Annotated in this window: 1 protein-coding gene; it reads right to left on the reverse strand. The window is 48.2% G+C overall.

The window, feature by feature from the left end; translation table 11 throughout:
* Positions 1-121, reverse strand: a 121-nt coding sequence (locus FS628_RS33535) for a glycoside hydrolase family 113 (RefSeq protein ID WP_440131327.1), incomplete at its 3' end; no start/stop codon positions are given.
* Positions 122-228 lie beyond the last annotated feature (107 nt).

Genomic DNA, 228 nt, shown 5'->3' on the forward strand with positions numbered 1-228 from the left:
ACATCTCACACTTTTCCTCCTCTGCAATCCCTCCATAATCCTTCTCAAATCCCCTGTACCTCCCGAACCAATCCTTCCACTTCCCCTCACCCTCCTCCTCTCCTTCATCATTCATCTCCATCAACTACCAACCACCCCTACCATTACCACACCCACAACCAATAACCTTCTCCAACCTACCCTCCCTGTTCAACCTTATCGATTACACACCAACAGTTATCTCCTTAC

This window comes from Paenibacillus xylanexedens (assembly GCF_007676705.1).
Taxonomy (GTDB): domain Bacteria; phylum Bacillota; class Bacilli; order Paenibacillales; family Paenibacillaceae; genus Paenibacillus; species Paenibacillus xylanexedens_C.